This is a genomic window from Rhodohalobacter sp. 614A (genome assembly GCF_021462415.1).
Lineage (GTDB): Bacteria > Bacteroidota > Rhodothermia > Balneolales > Balneolaceae > Rhodohalobacter.
Window position 1 is genome coordinate 445,747 of record NZ_JAKEDS010000003.1, and the last position, 18,555, is coordinate 464,301.

Here is an 18,555-nt window from a genome sequence, read left to right on the forward strand (position 1 = left end):
AAATTGTTTGCCGTTTATTAAGCGTTCAAATACCGTTCATTTAGAAAAATGAGACGGAAAAATGCTTCAGACTGGCGGGATAGAATCTGAAAATCACACCCGGTCTTTAAATTTTTCACTCTTTGCTTTCAGCTTTCCACTGCTTGTATTCTTGCCTGCGGCGATGTGCTTTCAGATAGCGTTCATCCTCGGCATACGTGGTGGGATACACTTTGGGCACCGGGCTGGGATTCATCTTTTCATCCACATTTACGAAGGTAAAAATACATTTATTTGAAAGAGCCCGTACGACCCTGTCGCTGCTGATTCGCTCAATACTGATTTCGATAGTCATGGATGTATTTCCCGTATAGGTTATCCGGCTGGTAAAATCCAGCTTATCCCCAATTCGTACAGGTTGATGAAAATTGATGCGATTTACACGCACAAAAACAGGACGATTTGGAGTGATTTCTTCGGCATGCATCAATGCGAGTTCAAAAGCCCGGCGGATCACATATCCACCAAAAATTTTCTCCGGTACATTTTCCTGTTCCGGGAACATTCGCTCCCAATTTCCCCGAATCAAATTGCCTGCCAATAGACCATCAAAATCGGATTGTTCCTGTGCCTGATGCAATTCCCGAAGCAATTCATATTCGTCTTTGCTCGGAGGTTTTTGCAGGGCGTCCATCTGATCCCGATAATTCTTCCGCCGCTCAATAGCCGATTGATACCGGCTTTTTTCCAAGTCATTCACATACTCAAGCGGTTCAACCGGAAGGCTTTTTGTTTCGCCATTTTCATCGATTCTGGCCACCATCGTGAAATAGCACGAAGCCAGCGATCCTCCTCCCTGTCCAACCCGGATTCCCACTTCCATGGAAGTGCGGCCCACATAATTTATTCTGGCGTCTAAATTTAAATCCTTTTCAATATCCACTGGGGTTCGCAGCATGATATCATCAATAGCAGCGGTTACTACTTTTGCATTTTCATTGGTTCTGCGTACGTATTCCAGGGCCACATCTTCAGCGAGTTTGTCGAGCACTTCGAGCAAGCGACCCCATCTCATATTTGCGGGGATATCTTCATCCGTAATCAGAAAGCGACGGCGGAGCTTTTCATCACTTCCAAACTTTAGAACTCTGGTTTTTGACGTATCAATCGGTCTCATATCTGTATGAATTTTTGAAAAATAACCAGTTTGTAAGATACGAAATGCCTGGGCAAAGTATCAGGAGGCTTTAGAAAGCACTTCTCCCCGAAACTGTGAGTAAGAATGAGTCAGGCATTTAAGAATTTGAATATTCTTAGAAAAGTTTCTGCTGATTTCCATCCGGCAGCTCGGGAATTTTCAAGTCACTTCCGAGTTTTTCATTCAGCCCTTTGATAAAATGTGCGGCAAGTCTCGGGGAAGCTTTCTCTTCATTTTGATGAACAAAGAAATCAATCTTCTGAATGCCCTGATCCTGCCACTCTTTTAAACGATCCACCCATTCATCGAGACGATCATAATCGGAGGCATCGTTCGCGCCCACATACCGGATAAAGGCTTCATCATTTGTCAATCTCATATGAAGCAGTTCCCGATAGGCAGCCGTATCCACAAGTACGCTGGTAATATTATTCTCTGTTAAAAGCTGGTAAAGATCATCGGCTACTTTCTTATCGTTGTACCAGTCCGGGTGACGAAACTCCATTGCCAGCGGAATATCTTTTGGCCAGAGTTCTACAAAACTTTCCACTCGATCAAAAAATTTGGGGGCGAAATTATCGCGAACCTGAAGAAAAATGGTCCCGAGTTTATCTCTGAAATGAACCACACTGTCCAGGTACTCCTGAACCGGTTCTTCAATTTCATTCAGCCATTTCAGGTGACTGATGAGCCGGTACACTTTCGGAAAAAACCTAAAATCATCCGGCGTTTTTTCATACCAATCGTTGATGGTATCTTCCGGAAAATTTCGATAATGCGTAGCGTTCAACTCGATGGAATTGAATTGAGTTGAATAATATGTCAGTTCGTCTTTTGTTCCGCGCGGGTAAAATCCTTTCAGTTCACTTTTATTCCATTTTGCACATCCCACATAAATATCCGGCTTTCCATTTTGGGATTGGGATAAAACCTTTTTTGTATCGGGGTGATCTTCGGGAAGAGTCAGATCGTGTTTTTCAGGATTATCAACGCTGCCAAACTTCATTTTTAAATACTTTTTTTGGTTTGAAATTACTTGATTTCGACTATCCAATGTATTGATAATTCTACTCAAATGAATAGCATTCGATAGACTGAAAAGAAAATAAAGCCGAATGATTTCAATCAATAAAGTGCTTTAGAAAAACAATGAATAAACGAATGGATGTTGGAATAATGTGGAAAACATTTGAAATTGAATCATCGGACAGGAACCTGAAATTTGGTATTGAGAAAGATAGTTCTCCAATCACAAACAGAAAGTTTCTGCAATTGTTGAGCGATTCCAATGAGTTCAGAATCTTTTACAATCAATTTTTGGCTGATTCCGGGTTTGACGCTTTTTTCTGGGAAAACAAACCCATGACGGATCAAACATTGGACGAGAATTATGAATGCAATATCATCAATACCGATTATTTGGCCGGAAAGGCTACGGATGCACAGACATTCAATCAATATTTCGATCCGAATAAATCCGTGGTAACATTTTCAAACCTTGGCAATGACGCCGAATTGATCGTTCCCTGTCCCCAAAAAGAAAATTCTGCCTATACACATATTGGCAGTTTTGTAAGAAATGCCGGGAAAAATCAGATTGATGAATTGTGGAAAATAACCGGAATTGAAACTCTCAAGTCAATCGGCAGTAAACCAAAATGGCTAAGTACTTCAGGGCTTGGAGTGTTTTGGCTTCACATTCGGATTGATACGGTTCCGAAGTATTATCAAACGGATGAGTACAAGAAACTTTAAGCTATCAGATTTCAGCAGTCAGCTTTCAGAAACTGATGGCTGATGACAATACTACTAACGATAAAAAATAAATAACCTATTATGAGCATCATCAGAATTATTTGCGCGATCATCCTCCCTCCTTTGGGAGTCTTTTTAACCGTTGGCATTAAACCGGCTTTTTGGCTGAATATTCTGCTTACAATTTTAGGCTTTCTTCCGGGTGTGATTCATGCGGTTTGGATTATCGCAAAACATGATTGACGTTTTGAGCTAAAGAGAAACATCATTTTGTCATCTTACAATCAAATAAAACTTACAAAGTAACGATTTATGGATATCAGGAATAAAACAGCTATTGTAACCGGCGCCAGTAAAGGAATCGGATTATCAACGGCAAAAGCATTAATTGATGAGGGCGTAATTGTAGCGTGTTGGAGCCGGACTCCACCGGAAGACTATCAACACAAAAACTTTCATCATTTTAAAACGGATCTCACAAAAGAAGATTCCGTTCAAAATTCCTTTGATGAAACGATTAAAAAATTAGGAGCCGATATCCCGATTCTTGTAAATAATGCCGGGGTTGGTCACCGGGATAGAATGGAGGATATGCCGTCAGAACAGTGGAAATACCTTTTTGACCTGAATGTTCACGGGCTTTTTTATGTGACCAAACGTGTCATACCCGGGATGAAAGAGAACAATGAAGGCCACATTATCAATATTGGATCGGGAGCCGGAACGAACGGGATTCCACAAATGAGTGCTTATTGCGGAACCAAATACGCCGTCAATGGAATTACTGAATCCCTTCACAAAGAATTGCGTGATTTTGGAGTGAAAGTAAGTGCCCTTTCCCCCGGATCGGTGGATACAGGTTTCTCTTCATCCAACAAAAATAAATTGCAACCGGATGACCTGGCGGCGGCAATTGTGCACATGCTGAAATGTCCCAAGAATTTCCACTACACGGACGTTCAAGTTCGGCCGCTTCAGCCTTAATCAGGAAAAGACATGGTATTTTTAGAAACTTTTAAACACGTCGAACTGGTAATTTATTCAACTGTGATACTTTACTCAGAGGCATTTCAAGAAAATACCATGTCTACCGTATAAACGCCAAAGTTTTACACCTCAACAGGAGTATGAATCCATCCCTCAAGGAAATTCTCTCCCATTCGGTTTCTCTGGCCAAACAATTGCGGCGTTTGAGTTACGCCCGGCCGGGTTGGATGAATGATCGTATTGATTTTATCAGCCACGCTGTCACTCAAATCCTGCATAAAATCATGGTAAGTAATTTGTGTGTTGCCCTGATTCACAGAATCAAGAATGGCCTGTGTGAATAATCCGTGCGAAATCGCGCTGCTTTCCCATGATAATTCATTGAAATGACAGGCCGAAAGCAGTGTCGATTTTGTGGCCGCTACCAGCGTTTTATTGGGATCGGGATCGAGATCAATCGTGCCGTGTTCCTCGTGTACATTTGCAACATTATCAGCATACTGGCTGACCGCCTCCACACAAACTCCACAGGGAATTAGTGTATTCAAAAAACTGACGATCGCTTCTAAAAGATCCGCTGCAAAAATGGGCGTGCGGCATTTCAAAGCGGAATCGGCCGTGTGAAGTCCGCCGGAGTGGCATGCATCGGTAATGATTGTGAAGTTTATTGCATCGGGATAAAGATCTTCGGTAATTCTTAACAAATCCCTGTCTGTAATCCACGCACCGGATGCCGGTACCAGCGCTTCATAATAGCTGTCGCAATCGGCCTGAGAAAGGTCGGTCCGCACACGTGATCCATGGCCGGAAAAGTAAAAACAGATGGTATCCCCGGTTTCGGAAATTCTCACCAAATGGCGGAGGGTTGACAGAATATTATTTCTGCTGGCATTGAGATCTTCCAGATGATAAATCTGTGTAAACCCGAAAGCATCTTCCAGCAAATAGTAAATGCTTCGCGCATCATTCACACAGGCGTTTAGATTTGTTCTCCCGGTGGGATCCAAAATGGAATAGTTGTTTACTCCGACAGTTAAAGCTCGTTTTGTTGCCATGATTTTTTTCTTTTTAAGCAATTGAGGTTGTCCATTCTTCGAGGAAGATGTGATCCATTCGCGCCTGTTGACCGCGAAGGGTTGGATTTTGTGCACCGCCCGAAAAATTAACGACGCGTGTCACCAGTTCATTAATCAGTTCGTTATAGCTAATACGAAAATTACCACTGTTTACAAGGTCAATAAATGCCTTTGTCAGGTATCCGTGGCCTTTTACGGAATCCTCCAGGGCAACTTCATAATACTTGCAAGCGGCGATGAGGGTTGCCTGTGCCGAATCCACAAAAACTTTATTGGGATCTTCATCCAAATCTACCAGAACCCTATTCTCGATCTGAGGGTTACTAACATTCGGAAAAAGTTCATTGGTACCTTCCGGCAAACAAATTCCGAATGGCCACATTTCCTGAAGATGATGGATAATATCTATCACGCCATCACTAAAGGGAACGGTTCGTGGGATCGCATTGTCAATAGAATCTGTGGGATGCATTCCGCCTGAATGACAGGAATCAATGAAGCAGGTAAAATTTACTTCATTGGGATCAAACCCGGCATTTTGGGCTGTTTGATGGAGCCGGAAATCGTAAATCCAGTCTCCCTGATAAGGAATAATGGCTTGGTAAAACCGGGTATTATCTTCGGCCGTGGTTGCGGGTAGTAATCCGCCATGCCCGGAAAAAGTAAAACAAACCGTATCTCCAGCTTCTGTTTGAGAAAATAAGTACGTGAGTGCACTTAAAATATTCCGGCGTGTTGCATTACTGTTTTTCAGAAGAATCACGTGATCTGCCGGGAAACCAAATGCCTGGGTTAACAGGTGGTACATACTATCCGCATCTGCCGCACAAAAGCTTAAATTCGGCCAAACCAAACCAGCGGGTTGATGTTGACTTTGGATGGAATAATCATTTACTCCAACTACGAGTGCATATTTTGCCATAATCTTATTTTTTAGTTTAGTGCAATTCCGATGAGAGTTTCTTTCGTTTCTACAGGTTCTTGCCTGTTTAAACTGTTATCCATACCGACCGTGGTTAACCGGTAGCTGTATTCGCCTTTGGTGTCATCAACAATGTTTAAACCGAATGAGACTGAATCGGTAACTGATCCATTCAGCTTCAATCTCTCTTTCACTTCATAATCATTGTCGGCGTCTTCATACTCGATATCGATAAAAACCATTTTCACCAGTTCCGGCTGGAACAGAGGAATGAACTCGATATTGATCGTTTTTAACGGATTCGGGACAGAAATACGAGTGGTTTTGGTTGTGACCGGTTCGGTCTCTCGAACATTTCCATCTTTCATCTGGTATTTGATGGAGTAGGAGAATGATTTATTTTCAATATCTGAGGACCGAATTTTCCAGTGCTGATCTTCAACCGCACCTTCGGAGAAAAAGAGCGTATCCGATTGTGACCAGCCGTCTTTTGATTCATAATCCAGATGGATCTCCACATCAGAAACCTGGGTCCAGTCTATATTGGAAGCCGACACCACCACATCCAGGAATACCAACGAATCGAACGGATGTAAAAGCAGCGTCCGGTCCTCGGTCATTTTCTCATCAAATTCGTAGCTCATCTGATCACCTTTCCAATCCGAATCGGGATCGAAATGGTATTGCACCGAATAGCTGTATTTGTTGATGCCCGGAATGGTCTTCACGAGCCAGTCCGTCTTCTCAGGACTATCTTTGTCGATCACAAAATCTTTGTGCTTTTTATCAGGATCACCATCCTCGCCATATCTTAACTCCACATGTGCCGAAGACAACCCTATCGCTTCTTTCTCGAATGGAGTTTCTACAGAAACCCTGAATTCCCTGAAGAACGGATCATCACCATCCACTTCAAAAAAGTGACCTTCTTTAGCCAAATCTTCAGCCAGCAAGCCAAAGAAACCTTGTGGCGCATAGGTCCGCTGGACAGCTTCAGATCTGGTAAATTTGAAAGTGAGTGTTTTCTCTTCAATTTGTTTGATGAGTTTCAGTTTGAAAGAGACAAGAGCCGTATCCACCTGTACATTCGCGGGATTCGGCATGGTTTGAGGGCGAACGCCGGTACTTTCAGGTGTTGTTGTCTGTTGAGTTTGTGGCGGCATGGCTGTTGCTGTTTCGGCGGCGTTTCCGGCATCGCCTTCAGTTACGGGCGGATTTTGAATGGCAGCTCTCGATTCGGGAGCACCCGTATTTTCATCCGGACGAGGTCGTTCAGGTCGTGTTTCTTCTGTCGAAGGAGAACCTCCTCCTGAAGCTGATGGGCGTTCAGGACGTGGCGGCGGAGTTGGCGCCGGCGGACGCATGGCCTGTGCGCGCCGTTGAACAGCATCTAAACCTTCTGCCTGAGCCATTCCCCCTGCCATTTGCCCCGGTGTTAATGTTGGCCTGAACCACTCACCCAAAAGATTCTCTTTAAAGAAATTCAAAGCCCAGTTTTCTTTGTCCATTCGGTCATCTTCTGTGGAATAATTGATTACGTTGATTTCGATCACTTTATCTTCCACGAGCTTCTCGAAACCGGCATCAATTCCTGCGCGGACAAAATAAACCTGTCCCTCAAGGCCAGCGCTAAAATGATCGTACACGCGTTTGAGATTTGCCTTGATTTCCACTTCCAGCGCCGGACGAAGCCCGGAATATTTCAGGTTGTAAACAGCGCCGATGGGAGTTCCTTTCTCTTTGAAAACACTCTCCAGAATGGTGGCACCCTCCTGGCTGAGCGAAAGACTAAATGCCGCATTGTTATTTCCGTGAAGGGATGGAACCGTAGCACCGAGAATTTTTTCCACGGCTTGAAATGTCCCTTCTGCAGAAACCTGGGCCGTTGTGCCTCCTCCACCTTGTAAATCAAGAGCGATACATTCTACGGTTCCTTCATCAAACGGAACGGCCGCCAGTTTGGGCTGACCTTTTGCCATTGATGAAATTCGAGACATGATTTTTCTTTCTACATCGGGATCGAGCTTGAGATCTACCTCAAACATGAGAAAACCCCGTCCCTCAATACTGTCTCCGGAGACATTCCCATATTTGATAAAAGTGAATGATGCGCGATTATCTCTCGCCCTTCTGCCCAGTTGAACTGGGCCCGGCAGATACCAAAACTGGCTCGGATCCGCGTGATCCGAAAAGACGGTCACGCCATCTACTGTGATTGTTTTGCTTCCTATTTCTAACATGATTTTTTTATTTAGGTGATGAACTAATTGACCGAAAGTTTTAGCTCGCTTTCGTTGGATCGTATCCAGTCGGTTGTCCTTTTCAGGCCGTTTTCATGATGCATCGTCAGTTGATGCTCAAATCCGCCGTTTTGATCATCTGCAAAATCGTACTCGAAATACCGGATGCGATCTTCGGGTGATGCAAAACTGTACGCATCGCTGAAGGAGAGTCCTGCTTCGGTTTCCTCATATTTCAGAAGAAGTTTTGCCTCCCTGATTTTCTTTGCATCAAAAGGAATTCCGGACGGATCAATCGTCACAACTTTGTGTCCGCGCATTTGCGGAGTCAGGAATATTCGATCGGCAAGCGTCTGACAAGTTGGAATTTCCAGGATCCGGCCATCCGCAAAAATCATGGTCACTTTGTATTGCATGATTCTTTTTTCCGGATCTTTGAACTGTTTCAGAACAATTTCTTTCGGTTCACTGCTTGTCTGGCTGAACATTGCCGAATGCTCTTCCCGAACATCGTTTTCAGGATCTTCATAGGATACATCCACAAAGATATTTTTCACCTCTTCCCAGTTCACCGCCGGTACCAGCGTCAGTTTTCGCTTCCTTGGGTATGGGTCACGAATGGTAATTTTCTCCTCATTCGTATCCGCCCACGGCATTTCAATATCCCGGTGATCAGCCGCACGATAAATCAGCTTATAACTGAAAGTGGTTTTTCCCGGATCAAGGGTGAACATCTTCCAGATCGCTTCAGTATTTTCTGCATTCAACAGAAAATGATCGTCTGAATGAATGCCGTTTTCAGCATCTTCATATTTGAGAGAGACTTCCACATTCGGATACATCTCCCACGGAAAATCCAACGCCACAATCGCTACCGGAACCGATCCATAAAGATCTCTCGGGCGAATTTCCACATTCTCCACTTCCACGATTTCCGCTTCTGAGGTCAGTTTCGTTGGCCTCTCCATACTGTCCGCTTCCTTGAAATGGACATCGTACTTTACCGAAACAGGACGAATCATCTCGCCATTTTCGAGTTTACTCAGCCATTGAATCTGATCTTCAGTTTTGGTCTTGTCGAGTACTGTGTTTTTGCTCTCCCCGCCGTAATCCAATGTCACATTTACCGACTCTACATTGTCGGTATCAAAGTCGGTTCGGGCAATCACGTTGACCAATCGTTTCTGGAACCATGGATGATCCAGCTCTACCGGAATCACAAATCGTGAAAGGTCAACATCATCACTGCGAAGTACGCTGAACAGGCCTTCAAGATGTCCCTGCGGATAGATGCTACGAACCACAGCCGTCCTCTCCGACATGCTCACATCCAGCTTTTTCTTGTCGATACGTGTGATATCCACTTTTTTGTAGCTGAACAGCCTCTGTTCTGAAGCGCCACCACTGAGAATCATAGTCGCCACACGACCGGCATCGCTGATGGTATCACTTCCCGATGGCGGAATTGGCTGAAGAGATGGCTCAAAGAAGTTATCCAGAACCATATCCTTTACTTGATTCACGGCTTGATCCATCCGGGCCTCCATAGCGGCTGTGCTGTCATCAGAAACAAACAGTTTATCCACCTGCATATCAATGACCTGGGTTTCGATCAGTTCATCCACAATTTCATCCACAGACGAACTGAAGATCGGTGTATTGATATTGAACGATTCCTCAAGATGATGCTGAACACGCTCCCAGTCAGCTTTCACTTTTACCTTGTAGCCGTTTCTCAACGCAAGATAATCTAAAGAATAGACCACACCGATGGGCGACATTTCCCCCTGAATGGCCTGCTCAACGACTACAACGCCGGCTTCATCCAGCTTCACTGAAAAGGATGCCTGGTTCGTACCATACAAAGCCGGTTTTGCGTAGTGAGACATCTTTACGACAAACTCTGGGCCCGAAGTCGGGATAACGGAATCATCCGAATCGGATTCCTCATCCCCGGCCTGGGTTTCTTTTCCAAGCATCATCAGTTTTACGTACCCATCCAGCAGGGGGACCGGTGCGAGTCGCGGTTCATCATCCAGGTCATTTGCAGACCGGATTTGTGCCCGGATTTCAGCAAGTTTGTCATCATCAATTCCAAGATTTACATCGAAATTGAGAAAACCTCCGCTGCCGGCTTCTCCCCGATATTTAATCAGCTGAATCTGCGGGATCTCCAACCCGGTCTCCTCATCCGTCTTTACAGTCAGATGAGGATACAGCGGCATGTAATAGTATTGAAGCGGATCTTCATGATCGCCAAACACCGAAATGCCATCGAAAATATTAAAAGGTGGTTCTAAGTATAACATGGCGATTTAGTTTGAAGGTGCTTCGAGGAAAAGAGTCAGGTCATCCGTTGAAACGGGATCGGTATTCACACGGGTGCCATCCGCCATGAAATAGGTAGCTTTCCAGCTATATTCCGTTTTGGTTTTGTCTTTCAGTTTCAGCATCCATTTACCGGGCTCAAGGGCACCCGCTTTGAACGTGAAATCTTCTCTCTCGTGCACGTCATTATCCTGATCGACATATTCGAGTTCTACATGTGCCAGTTTTATGGTATTTGTGAAATCAAGCAGGTCAGCCATAATGGTGATATCCAGAAGATTCTCAACATTCTCGCCGACAATTACCGTGGTTGCATCTGTGATTTTTTCCTTGATCTCTTCTTCCGTTCCATCTTTTCGGACAATGATTCCTTTATAGGTGATGGAATTCACCGCCTTGTCGATCATCGGGATAAACCAATCGAAGAATGGATTGTCTTTTGAAAGTGCGATGGATTTGGTAACCACGTAATCGTTGGCCGTATCTTCATATTTTGCATCGATAAAGATGTTTGCAATCTCGGTTTCAAGATCGCCGGAGGCACGGAATCCAACGGTTTTGCTTTGCGTAAACGGATCGTTAATAAACAACCGGTTTGCATTGCCTTCCATCCAGTCCGTTTCGTACTCCTTGCCGTCTTCCATTTTGTAATTCACTTTGTAACGATACGGCTTGGAGCGCTTGCTGAAGATGATATGCTCAAACTTGTGCTCAGTCGCTTCAGCACTCATAATGAATTGATCCGTGATCTTGTCCACACCATTGGAACCGTCTTCATATTCCATCGTGATTTGAGCCTGTTTCACCTGCTCAAAATCAATATCACCGGGTGTGATGGAGACATACAGAATTCCAACGTCGTCCACATTCACAGTTAACACAGATTCATTCGTTTCAATCTCTTCGGATTGAAAGATCTTGCTTGCTCCTTTGTAATTCACCTGGTAGCTGTAGTGGTAGTTGAAATCATCATCTTCAATAAACGTGGCAAACCGGGCTACATCATCCGCACTGCTAAATTGGTATTCTCCGTTTACTTCGCTTCCGATCACATCCATCGGCTCACCTTTGTAAAACAGTTTTACTTCCACACTGTGAATCGGAAGTTCCTCGAATGGCGCATTCACTTTAACTGTGGCATTAATCTGTTTGAAGAACGGATCATCCAGATCCACTTCCTGGGCATAATCTTCCCATTTGATCTGATTTCCCTCTTTGTCTTTCAACGTGGTAATATTCGGAATCACACCCTGCGGATTGATATTCACTTCCACGTAGGCATGTTCAGTATATCTCAGAGTAAAAGTGGAAATACTGGATCGGACAACTTCTTTGCGAACATCTTCAATGTCATGTTCCTGGTACCATTTGCGCGCATCCTCGGGGTTTTCAACGGGCAGTGCTTCGATCATTAAACGTTCGGCGGCATCGTCAAGAGCGCCCTGGGCCCATGTCCGAATCTGATCAACCACTTTGGGTTCAATCTGGGCACTGCCCGGATCAATAACAAGATTTCTTGACTCGGATCTTCGCATCATTTCGGAAAGAGTTTCCTTGTAATCATCTTCCGCACAGGCTCTCTCTTCAACATCAATTTCCTGGATGAAACTGTAAAATGCACTGGCACGGAATGTTGCCCAAACTTTCAGAGGCGGGAGTTTGGCATCGTGATAGAGTTCATACATCACACTCACAAATCCCCCTTTACCTTGGAGTGCCTGTTCAAAAAATGTAGCGCCTTCCGGACTCAGCTCAATGCTGTATGTTGCAATATTCTTTCCATAAAGTGATGGCTTCCCGGCATCCAAAATACGTTCGACTAATACGCTGTCTTCATCGCTGATCATCAGCCGGGACGTTCCTTTTGTATAACGGACAGAAGCCATCTCAACTTCAGGCGCCGGAGAAATATTTCTTCTCTGGGCAATTCGGTTTACCTCTTCCTGAAGTTGTTCTTTGATCCGCGCCATCTTATCATCGGGCACGGTAAATTCCACATCGAATACCACATAACCCCCGCCTTTTTTTCCATCGGGACGATCAATGGGTAATCGATACTTTAAAAATTTAAAAATGGGTTTTCCTTCATCATCCACCCGAAACCTGGGCTGTTCTGGTATCGGATAAAAGCGATAAAACTTCTTATCATCTCCGTAAATAACTACGTTTTCTATTTCTCTTTGATTATTGATGTATAACATGGCGTTAGGGGTTAGTGTGTTGTGATTGTTAGTTGATAATTTTTATGTATTCACTTGAATTATTTTTAAACCAGGTGCTGATATCGGTTGAAGCGACAAACTTTTCCGTGATTTGAAAAGTCTCTTTCATCTCAACTTCAAAGTTTGAACTGTCTGCAGAGATATTCTCTTGTTTTAGATATCTCTCAATTTCTTCCGATGTTTTCTCTATCAATTTTTGATGCACTTCGCGAATCATCTCTTCATCGACGTTCTCATCAAAATTCATTGTAATCTCAAATACTCCCTCGTCGATCTGACGCTCTATCCATTCACCAATTTCGGTTTGGGAACTCTCACCTGAGAGCAGATCCCGAACGTGGTGTATCGTCCCAGTCAATTTCATTTCAACCGGAATATCTTTGCCTAAAAGTGCATGATATCTTACCAAGAGAGTCTCATTCCTTCCGTTGAATGCCGCAACCGCATCTTTCTGAAGCTCTTCGGACAACATTGTGTTAAAAGCTGCAGTGTAGGGATAGAGTCCTGACGATCCGGAGGTGGCAAGAATCCGTTCTTCAGTCGGCGTTTTAAGAACCAATTCCACCTTTTCGATCTGCATAGGAGCCGGTTTCAAATCCATTGAGGATGAAATGAGCTCTTTTTCGATTAAAAATTTTGACAGCTTTTCAACTTTCTCAGAGGGCGCACTCCACTTGGCGCTTGCCTGAAAAAACCATTGCGGCCCCGCCCCAATCAGGGAAATCACCGGATCGCCATTTGAATCCGTTTGAGGCATCGCCGTTGCAGGGATGTAATAGTAACTTTTCGGGTTTGTGGAATTGGGATAATAAATCAGATCCTCAAAGTTCAGTTGCTCTCTCATATTGGCTCCTGTTGATATTCTATGTTGAGTTCGTTTATAAATGGGGATTGTATTTCCGACCAGACAGCATCAGCCTCTCCATGAAATCTGTACCGAAAACCGGCTTTAAAAACAGAAGGCGAAAACCAACTCCAATTTGCCTCTGGTTTGGTATGGTTAAACGCGATTGTGGTGATGTTGGAGGGAGACGGTTCAAGATGTGCCGGTAAGAAATCTACTCCTACAGTTCTGCCTTCCGGCGTCTCAAAATGAATGGTAACCTGATGAGAGCCATATTCCCTGAAGGAGGATAAATCAATCTTATAATCTGACAGTACAGGGATGGAGGTTGTAACGACTTCTTCTGTTAAATGATCTTTTGCTGCAATTTTACACATGAATTCAGACACATCGCCCTCCGGCAATGCGATCATGGTTGACGGACGATTCCTGTTCAAAACAACCGGTTCAAAAAGAGCTTGCTCCGGCGAACCTTTACATACCACAAGTGTAAGTGAAGCCTGGGAAAGTATATTCGCTGAACAGGTAAATGAAATAAACCTGAATGGGAATTCCTGTTGTTCGATAACAAGCTCACCAGTGCGTACGTCCCTTTGTTCTCCCAATATTTCTTTTGTGCCTTCCTGATCTCCATAAATTGCAAATGGAGTTACCTGATACCATGGTTCTTCACTTGATGAAAATTGTAGCATCGCCGATTTTTTCCCTTGTCCGCTGTCGAAGACAACTGTTTTATGAATGGCCTGGGACCGTAACGGTGGATTCGGAGGAGCAGACAATTTGATCCCCACCTGCCGGATTCCTACAGGTATCTGGAAGAATGGATGAAAAACTTCGATACGTAGAAATCCGGTGGGGACGGGTTCAACAACAGTGGTGGTAAACAGTTCATCAACACTCTTTTCTTTGAGTAATCGGCGGGCGGCCTCTAAAGCATCAAAAGTAAAATGAACAAATCGTTCCGCAACAAGCGGCTCAGACAAATTCCACGTAAAACTCCCTCCCGTTTTGGCATCGTCATTTAATGCGAGCATCACCTCATCGTCATTGACAAGAGGCGGTTTGATGATACAGAAACGATTGGTGTACCAATCCGTCAAAACGATGGGTATAAGATTTTGGTCTGATTCGTCTTGGAACTCAACCTCAAAAGGAAGCTCATCAAATGGTTTCTCAAAAAACTCCTGAATTGACGAATACGGAATCCCATCCTCAGCCGAATCTACATCAGCGAGCAACGCTTTTGTAAGTTCTTCCGGATTGAAGGAGATTTGCACCGGAATTCCCGGAGAGTATCCTTTTACTGAAAACAGGCCGTACGCTTTCAAAAGTATGAGTTCTTTATGCAACGCTTCTTTCACCAACTTCAGGTAATCCATACTCACACGGCGAACAAATCTCAGCCTCGATAATGGTAAATTTGTAAGCTGAACCGGTTCTTCAAGCTCATCAGATATGTTTTCGCCGTCATTGGCAATCAGGCTTAATCCAAGAAATCCGGAACTAAAATCAGGAGTAAAGACGGCAGCTTCCGGCCATCTACTGCGAATTGAATCCATCATCTCTTGTCCGAGGTCCGCCGGTGATAGCTGAATTTCGAACAATCCATACGGCTTTGGTTTGCTGAAAGGAGTAATTCCGCGGATGGCTTCAAATCGAAACGCCGGATTGTTATTCAATTCAACAGACGAATGAATATCAAGATGTTCCGGCACTACACATATCTCATCCTCCTTACCCATCACCGGGCAGGCAAAATATTCGGGTTCCGCTAAAAGATTAGAAAAATCTAATAGACGATTACGCATTCGTATCCTGACTTTTTCTCTATCGTTTTTTTAAATAGGCAGTAAAGAACTTGTTATCTCGAGGCTTCCCGCCTTGTTTTGCCAAGCTCCAATGACCGGGGCAGACCCGGCACTATCTCCTGAACCATCCGTTTTCTTGATCAAAATAATCCGGAACCAGTATTGACCGCTGCTTTCTGATCCGAGAATAAAGTCTTTAATCGGAAGTGGAAGGTTGACCTGTTTCTCTACTATTTCTGTTTCTGTGTCCTGAAAATCAGTACCTGTAAAAATCAATTCTTCTATCAAGGGGCCATTTTCAGCATTCTTGAATTCAATCTTCAGCAACCGGATTTCCGAGTCGTTTGAGATTGGAGCAATAAAAAGGCTCACCTTCACCGTTGACTCATAAGTTGCCTGAACGGTAGTGTCCACAATTGCATCAAACAGTTGTCCCTTATCCGGTTCCGTTTTCAATCCCCGCCAATTAAATGAGAGGTCGGATAACTCATATGGCCCGACATCCTCAGAAGCAATCGCATCAAATGAGAAAGATTCACCTGGCGGAACTATAATCGGAATCGACAAATTTTTGATAATCAGAGGCACTTCTCTCTCTCCTGATTCAACAAATCCATTCACTCCATCCAGTTTAATTGTACTTTCCAGAAGGTTGGTCACAACAATGGTATCGCCTTCTCCCATTTGCTGATTGACGATTGAAAACGATCCTGCCGTATTCGACACACTTCCGTCATCATTGTGCTGTTGCATGCCCTCCCAGGTTAAGGCAACAATGGCCTCTTCCGGTTTCTCAATCTCCACATCCGGAATCACGCTGAATGTTATGGATTCACCTGAAGCAAGTTTTAGTGGAAGTTGAATACCGGCTTTTGAACCGGTAAATGTGTTTTCTCCGTCCTGGATGGTGACAACCACCCCCTGTGCCGAGAGTGTCCGCGATGTAACATTTTTAACTTCAAGCTGAAAATTGGAATTCTTGGCATTATCAACAGCCAGCATTTCTACATCTGGCTGGCCAAGACGAATGGAAACGGGAATAGATGGAATGGAAATTCCCGGCAAGGTGACTTCAACATGTCCTGTTAAAATATTGGAGACAGACGAATCCTTAATCACCGTATCAAAGACCGATTCAAATGCTTCGAGAGAAATTGGAGGAAGTGTATCCTGGATATTCTCAAGAGTTACAAGGCTTTCCTCCCGCGATTTGAAACCTGACGCCTCCGGCAGAAAAAGTTTATACTCAAGCTGTTCACCAGACAATACCAACGGGCTGAATGTAATCTCTTTCTCCTCTACATCTTCGTGATTTTTTAACTGAGCAAGAGCCGTTTCTAAACGTTCTGAATCGGTAAAAGCCTCCAGTTGATAGCTGATTTCTGCCGTCAAATCATCTAGCGTTCGTCCGGCCATTTTCACATGAAATTTTGGAGAAAAAGGCGGAGACTCTTCCTTGGCAAGCCGAAAGCTGTCCGGCAGGTAAAGAAATTTCTTTGGATTTACTTCCTCCTGCAAATAGATATGTTCGCTCTCATCATTGTCCCATTGAATGCGAAAGGGTTTATATCCGCCCGCAACAAGATCCCGGTCTCCCGTATTGCGATAGATGTATGGATGTTGTGATTCTTTGAAATGAAAAGGCTGATTCTGTTTCAACGTTTGAGTGGACACAGAATAAATTTTTTCACCCGGTTTCAGTGGAGATGAATTCGGATTTCCCTGAAGGTTAACCTTATTGGAAACAAACTTTTTGTTGGTTTTCCTGTCCCACAAAACTACATAACAAGTTGCGGGAAGCGGTTGACCGGCCCGTCTTGCAAATGAAAAGTTTTGAAGGTTCTCGTTCTTTCCAAATCCGCAATATCCGTACAGTTTCTGCCCCTCATCATCAAAAATATCCACCCAGGTACGCGATGCCCTGGTATTTCGGCCACAAGGTGGCAATTCCGGAGAAGCACTAAAAAGGCCGTCCGAAAAGGCATCCCAGTTTCTGATCGACAAGTGTATCCTTGTAAAATTTGTACCCCGAATATTTGTGTTCTCTTTCTTTGTAAAATGAAGAACCGGTTTGGGATCTGCCGTATTTTTGCCGGCCCCGGAATACATGGGTGTGGCTACAGAAACCGTTCTTGCAATTTCCATCCTGCACCCATATTCGCTGTCGGATATTGCTGCACAAACCTGGCTGAATTCATTGAATGTTGAGACTCTCAGTGTTGCATCAAATCCATGTTCCGTATTTAAAACTTCTGTAAAAGGTAATTTCTTTTCGATGCTTGTTCCGGGCACTGTAAACAGCAAACTGATCGCGGTTTTGTGGTCCATCGGAAGAGCACCATTCAGACGGTTCTTGAGTTCTTCAGGCGGAATCGTTTTTAATAAAACATTCAGAGAACCGCCTTCGCCATCCGTTGCTTCTTCTAGTTCAATTCGAAGCTGTTGATTACCGGAAATTCGATGGACTTCAAAATCATACTGGGGTATATAAAGTTTTTTTGACGGGTTGGTATGATCGTTAAAAAGAATGGAATCACTGACTTTAGCAACATCTGCATATGGAACCTTAAGATCGGATTGTGCAGTCCCTTGCATGGTTAAAACCTTCGCGCGAAGAAGATTCGTATTTAACTTCAAAAACTTTTTTGTAGCTGAAGTATTAAGAGTCTTTCCCGCAAATCTGGTTGTTAACATAGAGACACCAATCCCTTAGTGGTTTTTTGATATTCCAATTCCAAGCTTTATATGGCGATTTTTAAGAAGTCAATGAATGGGATGCCAACTTCACCGAAGTGCTGAAAGCTAAATATTGCCCAACTCCGGAATAAGAGTTTTGGGCCTGCTATACCTGTATTAACCTACCTCAAGCTAAATCAATACTTTCTTTATTTTTTAATCGCCTTTATTCTCTTAATCTCTTAAGAAGGCTGGCTGCAATCCTTGATTTTTTATTCAAAAATCTCTCAAAATTCGCCGGCAACTTCTTCACATTTAGCGGATTTTACCACTACTCCCATCAAGATTATTATTCTGAAGTTGTTGTGTGAAAAAGATGACGCCTTGAGTCGAATATATATATTCAGAGTTGCTTTGTCTACTTCTTTGTTAATTTTTTTTAATTTCCTTTTTGATGAGTATTTCTCTTCTAACAGGCTCCCTGATACCTTGAAGAAAACTCTTCATATTTAATCTTAAA

The 18,555-nt window shown here is 43.7% G+C and carries 13 protein-coding genes; 3 read left to right on the forward strand and 10 right to left on the reverse strand.

Translation table 11 applies throughout. The features are described from left to right. Positions 1–115 precede the first annotated feature (115 nt). Both L0B18_RS15795 and L0B18_RS15800 read right to left on the reverse strand, forming a co-directional pair. Positions 116–1,156 (reverse strand): hotdog domain-containing protein, encoded by a 1,041-nt coding sequence (locus L0B18_RS15795; RefSeq protein ID WP_234572766.1) that lies wholly within the window; start codon positions 1,154–1,156, stop codon positions 116–118. A 136-nt stretch (positions 1,157–1,292) separates the two neighbouring features. Continuing rightward, positions 1,293–2,183: a DUF72 domain-containing protein gene (locus tag L0B18_RS15800; RefSeq protein ID WP_234572767.1), complete on the reverse strand. Its 891-nt coding sequence runs from the start codon at positions 2,181–2,183 to the stop codon at positions 1,293–1,295. Positions 2,184–2,326: 143 nt separating this feature from the next. Here L0B18_RS15800 and L0B18_RS15805 point away from each other — a divergent pair, with 143 nt between their 5' ends. The 3 genes from L0B18_RS15805 to L0B18_RS15815 all read left to right on the forward strand — a co-directional run bounded on the left by L0B18_RS15805 (position 2,327) and on the right by L0B18_RS15815 (position 3,916). Further along, positions 2,327–2,932, forward strand: coding sequence for a DUF6940 family protein (locus L0B18_RS15805; RefSeq protein WP_234572768.1), 606 nt, complete (start codon positions 2,327–2,329; stop codon positions 2,930–2,932). A gap of 81 nt (positions 2,933–3,013) precedes the next feature. Further along, positions 3,014–3,175, forward strand: a complete 162-nt coding sequence (locus tag L0B18_RS15810) for a YqaE/Pmp3 family membrane protein (RefSeq protein ID WP_234572769.1) — start codon at positions 3,014–3,016, stop codon at positions 3,173–3,175. A 69-nt stretch (positions 3,176–3,244) separates the two neighbouring features. Next, a complete protein-coding gene (locus L0B18_RS15815; RefSeq protein WP_234572770.1) occupies positions 3,245–3,916 on the forward strand; it encodes an SDR family oxidoreductase in 672 nt (223 codons plus the stop codon). Positions 3,917–4,041: 125 nt separating this feature from the next. On the opposite strand, the gene L0B18_RS15820 is transcribed toward L0B18_RS15815, so the two are convergent. Genes L0B18_RS15820 through L0B18_RS15855 form a run of 8 tightly spaced genes read right to left on the reverse strand, consistent with a single transcriptional unit; the run spans position 4,042 to position 17,996 of the window. Further along, the gene (locus L0B18_RS15820; RefSeq protein ID WP_234572771.1) at positions 4,042–4,974 is read right to left on the reverse strand and encodes a caspase family protein; all 933 of its coding nucleotides are present in this window, start codon (positions 4,972–4,974) and stop codon (positions 4,042–4,044) included. A 13-nt stretch (positions 4,975–4,987) separates the two neighbouring features. Further along, positions 4,988–5,917 carry a caspase family protein gene (locus tag L0B18_RS15825; RefSeq protein ID WP_234572772.1) on the reverse strand — a complete coding sequence of 310 codons (930 nt, stop codon included), beginning with the start codon at positions 5,915–5,917 and terminating at the stop codon, positions 4,988–4,990. Between the two features lie 11 nt (positions 5,918–5,928). After that, positions 5,929–8,157 carry a hypothetical protein gene (locus tag L0B18_RS15830; protein WP_234572773.1) on the reverse strand — a complete coding sequence of 743 codons (2,229 nt, stop codon included), beginning with the start codon at positions 8,155–8,157 and terminating at the stop codon, positions 5,929–5,931. Between the two features lie 23 nt (positions 8,158–8,180). Then, complete coding sequence (locus L0B18_RS15835; RefSeq protein WP_234572774.1) at positions 8,181–10,466, reverse strand: hypothetical protein; 2,286 nt, start codon at positions 10,464–10,466, stop codon at positions 8,181–8,183. Positions 10,467–10,472: 6 nt separating this feature from the next. Continuing rightward, positions 10,473–12,686 carry a VirK family protein gene (locus tag L0B18_RS15840; protein WP_234572775.1) on the reverse strand — a complete coding sequence of 738 codons (2,214 nt, stop codon included), beginning with the start codon at positions 12,684–12,686 and terminating at the stop codon, positions 10,473–10,475. Between the two features lie 28 nt (positions 12,687–12,714). After that, positions 12,715–13,551 (reverse strand): hypothetical protein, encoded by an 837-nt coding sequence (locus L0B18_RS15845; protein ID WP_234572776.1) that lies wholly within the window; start codon positions 13,549–13,551, stop codon positions 12,715–12,717. Next, on the reverse strand, positions 13,548–15,359 hold the full coding sequence (locus tag L0B18_RS15850; protein WP_234572777.1) for a hypothetical protein: 1,812 nt from the start codon (positions 15,357–15,359) through the stop codon (positions 13,548–13,550). Before L0B18_RS15850 ends, L0B18_RS15845 begins: the two co-directional genes overlap by 4 nt. Before the next feature lie 30 nt (positions 15,360–15,389). After that, complete coding sequence (locus tag L0B18_RS15855) at positions 15,390–17,996, reverse strand: hypothetical protein (RefSeq protein WP_234572778.1); 2,607 nt, start codon at positions 17,994–17,996, stop codon at positions 15,390–15,392. Positions 17,997–18,555 lie beyond the last annotated feature (559 nt).